The organism is Tunicatimonas sp., from assembly GCF_049647865.1.
Lineage (GTDB): Bacteria > Bacteroidota > Bacteroidia > Cytophagales > Cyclobacteriaceae > Tunicatimonas.
Window position 1 is genome coordinate 1 of sequence record NZ_JBARYM010000452.1, and the last position, 4,366, is coordinate 4,366.

1 protein-coding gene and 2 pseudogenes are annotated in these 4,366 nt (G+C 43.5%); 1 reads left to right on the top strand and 2 read right to left on the bottom strand.

All coding sequences use genetic code 11. From position 1 onward, the window contains the following. Positions 1 to 285: pseudogene (locus WBA23_RS13550) on the bottom strand (hypothetical protein); the annotation flags it as partial. A 390-nt stretch (positions 286 to 675) separates the two neighbouring features. Between WBA23_RS13550 and WBA23_RS13555 the strand changes: the two are divergent. Beyond that, the gene (locus WBA23_RS13555; protein WP_424582814.1) at positions 676 to 2,214 is read left to right on the top strand and encodes a SulP family inorganic anion transporter; all 1,539 of its coding nucleotides are present in this window, start codon (positions 676 to 678) and stop codon (positions 2,212 to 2,214) included. Between the two features lie 776 nt (positions 2,215 to 2,990). On the opposite strand, the pseudogene WBA23_RS13560 reads toward WBA23_RS13555, so the two are convergent. Beyond that, positions 2,991 to 4,178 (bottom strand): annotated as a pseudogene (locus WBA23_RS13560) (IS3 family transposase). Between the last annotated feature and the right edge of the window lie 188 nt (positions 4,179 to 4,366).

Genomic DNA, 4,366 nt, shown 5'->3' on the forward strand with positions numbered 1-4,366 from the left:
TAAGTGCATACTCTTAAGAGCAATATGATTAAGCTTTAGCCGCTTAGCTACCTTCAGTGCATCATCTAAAGAAAGTGAACGCAGTGTATAAGAAGCCAAACCTAAGGTGAGAGCTTGATCTACGTTATGCATAGGCACCGAGGCTGTATTCACAGCGGCTGTATCCACAGTGGCTGTATCCACCGCGGCCATAGAAGAGGTGATCGGTACTGTAGCGGCAGCCGTGCCTAGTCCAAGTAGCTTTAAAAAATCTTTTCGCGATACTGTAGTGCGTGGGTATTTCATTGTTAGGTTATTGATTAGGCAGTAAAATACAAGATTTCTAACTAAATCAGAACTTCAAGCAAAACGAACCCGAATCCTATTATGATAAATATTAATATAATGGTTCCTTTACCGCTCACAAGATTCTGTGCTTAACACATTGTGTGAGCCAAATTGCTAAAAGATATAAGTATACTTTAATATTTCTATTTCTTTTTAGCATTCTATAGGTTTTCTTAAGTAGGAAATACTACCTTTGCCCCCTTGAAATCTACCCTCGGCTCTAATCATTTTTAATTGTACTGACTACGTTGCTATTCGCCTCGGGATTCCTACCAACCTAACACCGTTTTCTTTTTACGATTATTACTCACGCAGTTAAGCTAAGCATAAACGGTTGCGCTCGTATTTATGAAGAAGTATTTTAACTTGTTTGACCTTTCTCAGAAGGTTGATTATAAAACTGAAATTTTATCAGGACTCACCGTTGCGTTGGCATTGGTGCCCGAAGCAGTTGCCTTTGCGCTCATTGCCGGGCTGAGTCCACTTACCGGACTCTACGCTGCCTTTGTAATGGGTCTAGTTACTTCAATTTTAGGGGGGCGACCGGGCATGATTTCGGGCGCAACCGGGGCGGTGGCAGTGGTTATTGTCGCTCTCGTTCAATCTCATGGACCGGAGTACATTTTTGCCTGCGTTATTTTAGCCGGACTGCTCCAAATGGCCGCAGGGTTCCTTCGTTTGGGCAAGCTAATGCGTTTAGTCCCGCACCCCGCCATCTTTGGCTTTGTCAATGGTCTGGCTATTGTCATCTTTATGAGTCAGCTCGTACAGTTTCAGGATGGTGACGGTGACTGGATGAGTGGCCGTGATCTCTACGTTTTTGGGGGTCTGGTTGCTTTGGCAATGCTAATTATTTGGGGACTACCTAAGCTGACTAAGGCTATTCCGGCAGCGCTGGTAGCTATTTTAGCTGTTTGGGGTATCGTAGTGGCGTTTGGTATTAAAACTACCTCGGTAGGTGATATGGCTGGCCCCGGGGGCATTGCGGGTGGATTCCCTCCTTTTCATATTCCGAATGTGCCCTTCACATTAGAAACGCTACGAATTATCTTTCCCTACGCAGCTATAGTAGCAGCGGTAGGGCTCATTGAAAGCCTCTTAACACTCAATATTATTGATGAGATTACCGAAACTCGCGGTCAAGGTAATCGAGAGGCGGTTGCTCAAGGGCTAGCTAATACTCTGTCGGGACTATTTAGTGGCATGGGCGGCTGTGCTATGATTGGCCAGAGCTTAATCAATATTTCTTCAGGAGCGCGAGCTCGCCTTTCGGGGATTGTTGCCTCGCTGCTATTACTCAGCTTCATTATGTTTGGTTCTAGTCTTATTGAATTAGTACCGATGGCCGCGCTGACCGGCCTAATGATTATGGTAGCCATTGGCACGTTTGAATGGGCTAGTTTACGCACTTTTAACAGAATGCCTGCTTCCGACATTTTCGTTATGATAACGGTAACCTTAGTAACCGTATTCTTGCACAATCTGGCCTTAGCCGTAGTTGTTGGAGTAATTATTTCTGCTCTGGCATTTGCTTGGGATAATGCCAAACGGATTCGGGCCCGTAAACACATTGACGAAGAAGGAGTAAAGCACTACGAAATCTACGGCCCACTGTTCTTCGGCTCCATAACTACCTTTAACTCCAAGTTTGATGTACTCAGTGATCCCAATGAAGTTGTAATTGATTTTGAAGAGAGCCGGGTGGTCGATATGTCAGCGATTGAAGCTTTAAATAAAATTACGGAGCGCTACCAGAAAGTGGGTAAAAAAGTCCACCTCAAACACCTTAGCCCCGATTGTAAAAAACTACTTCGGGATGCTGAAGAAATCATTGAGGTGAATGTACTGGAAGACCCCACCTATAAGTTGGCAGTAGATAAAGTTTGAGCTTAGCGTTTTGTTCCGTACTAGGTTCATATGAATAGTGTGCGGCATTTCGCCAATTTAGACTGTACCTAACGATTTGAATAGGTGCTGATGCGGGGCTTCAGCCAAACCATAGTACTTACACAATGTTAGCTGAAGTATCTTTTACTTTGAATTCCGCATTTCATTTTTTGCCCTTTCAATCTCTGCCTTTCTATCTTCTCTTCCCAAGTAAATAGTCAATGTATCTCCACTCTTAAATTCTTTACTCCACTTGTCAATCCAAGTACCATTTATAAAAGTCTTGCGATTATTTGGGTCAGGATAAACTGGTTCATCAAAGTCAACGGAAGTTGACTCAGATTTAATAATGTACTTCGTTTCTTCACTAGAGTCTTCAATTCTAATATGAAAAGGTTTATATCCTTTTTTGTCACCAATATTGTTGGGTCTTCAAAAGGCCTGATTTCTGAGAAGATTTCAAAAAGCCCCGCGCTGTCTGTCTTTTTTATGTCTCTAACCCTCTAACAAATTAACCGTAGCTCCTAATATTAGTACTCCTGTCTCTTTGTCGATAACTCTTCCTAATATTTTAACTGAGAATGAGCAACTTTGAAGTGAGAGTAGAAGAATGTAGGGAAAAAGAAATTTTATGGACATTTATCTTTTTTATATGTTCGTTAAGATACATCCTTCACACAAGTTATAGATTAGGGTTTACACTAGATTCGTTTCAAGCCTTACTGATTGTTCTTTAGTTCTTAATTCATTTTCATTGAAGTAGCTGTAAGCTTCCCTTAGTTAGGAACATTTGTAATTAGAGATTTCCAGTTGTAGCTGCTATCCTGTTGGAATGTGGGAAACTCGATGGAGAGTTTTCCATATTTCAACAGGAACTGCCGCGGTGTCATGTACTTCAGCGAGCTATGTGGTCGTTCGTTGTTATACATCCACATCCAAGCTGAGGACAGCTTCCGTGCTTGTGATAAGCTCTCAAAAGCATAGTTATCTAACACTTCTTGTCGGAAGGTGCGATTGAAACGCTCAACGTAGGCATTCTGCGTAGGCTTGCCTTTTTGAATAAACTTCAACACTATCCCCTTTTTCTCGCACCATTCAGCCAGTCTAGCAGCTATGAACTCTGGGCCATTGTCTACCCTGAGATTATCAGGCTTTCCCCGCCAAGCAATGAGTTTGTCTAGTTCCCGGATTACTCGTCTGCTACTGATGCTAGTGTCAATAGTCAGGTTCAGTGCCTCTCGGTTATAGTCATCAATCACGTTGAATGATCTAAACTTTCTGCCCTGCATCAATCCATCATGCATAAAGTCCATACTCCACGTTACGTTCGGAAAGATCGGCTGCAGTAGTGGTTCTTTCACCCTAGCTGGAAGCCTCTTTTTGTACTTGCGACGTAGGTTAAGCCTCATTTCCTTATACACCCGATAGACTCGTTTGTGGTTCCACTGATAATCCAAGTTTCTCAAACGATGGAACATCAGCCAGAACCCCCAGGTAGTGTTCACCGTCGCTAGCTCAGCCAAACGGTCGCGGATTTGATCATCGTCTTTCCGTTTAGGTCGGTAATAATAAACCGAAGTTGCCAGCAACAATAGTTTGCAGGCCTGCCGAATGCTAATCCGATGTGCCTTGTTCAAGTAGCTCACCAGATCGCGCTTCTCGCCAGGCCTAGGCGGCCCCGCCTCAGAGCTTTTTTGCGATCACATCCTTTAGAGCATCTCGTTGAAGACTCACATCAGCGTACATCTGTTTGAGCTTACGGTTCTCCTCTTCTAGTTCTCTAAGCTTCTTAAGTTGGTCGGGCGCCGAGCGCTGACATCCATGCCCCCGTACTTGTTTTTCCAATTGTAGAAGGTCTGCTGACTAATACCATACTCGCGGCAGAGATCTGGCAGTTTCCTGCCCTTCTCTTGTTCCGAGAGAATGCTGATGATCTGTGATTCGGTGTAGCGGGTCTTTTTCATGTTTTCCCAAGTTAAAAGTAAACGATTTATTTTCCAGTTTTAATCGTTCCTATTTTTAGGGAAGCTTACAACCCATCGCTCGGCGATCCGATCACTGACTTTCGCTTGGCACATCTCAAACATACAACCGTGATAGGCTTAGTTGGGACGGTTCGCCGCGCGATTATGTTTCAAATACAGAAGAATAA

Excerpts from the sequence above, each read along its gene's own strand:
- WBA23_RS13555 (WP_424582814.1), top strand. The coding sequence starts at position 676 with ATGAAGAAGTATTTTAACTTGTTTGACCTTTCTCAGAAGGTTGATTAT.